Genomic DNA, 337 nt, shown 5'->3' with positions numbered 1-337 from the left:
TGACGACGTTTCTGCTGGCGTGGGAGCTGATGGCGATCGCGTCGCTGATCCTGGTGCTCTCCGAGCACGCCCGCCCGCAGGTCCGCTCGGCGGGCCTGTGGTACGCCGTGATGACTCAGCTGGGATTCATCGCAATCCTGGTCGGGCTGGTGGTGTTGGCGGCGGCCGGGGGTTCCGACCGGTTCGCCGGCCTCGGGGCAGTCTGCGACGGGGTCCGCGCCGCCGTATTTATGCTCACGCTGGTCGGGTTTGGTTCGAAGGCGGGCCTGGTGCCACTGCACGCCTGGCTGCCGCGGGCCCACCCGGAGGCGCCGAGCCCGGTGTCGGCGTTGATGAG

At 70.3% G+C, this 337-nt stretch carries 1 protein-coding gene; it reads left to right on the top strand.

The window, feature by feature from the left end:
* Nucleotides 1-337: proton-conducting transporter transmembrane domain-containing protein (locus tag BST12_RS29705; RefSeq protein WP_281254854.1), on the top strand; the 337-nt coding region annotated here is incomplete at both ends.

The organism is Mycobacterium angelicum (genome assembly GCF_002086155.1).
Classification (GTDB): Bacteria; Actinomycetota; Actinomycetes; order Mycobacteriales; family Mycobacteriaceae; genus Mycobacterium; species Mycobacterium angelicum.
This window is presented reverse-complemented; position numbering and strand designations above follow the sequence as displayed.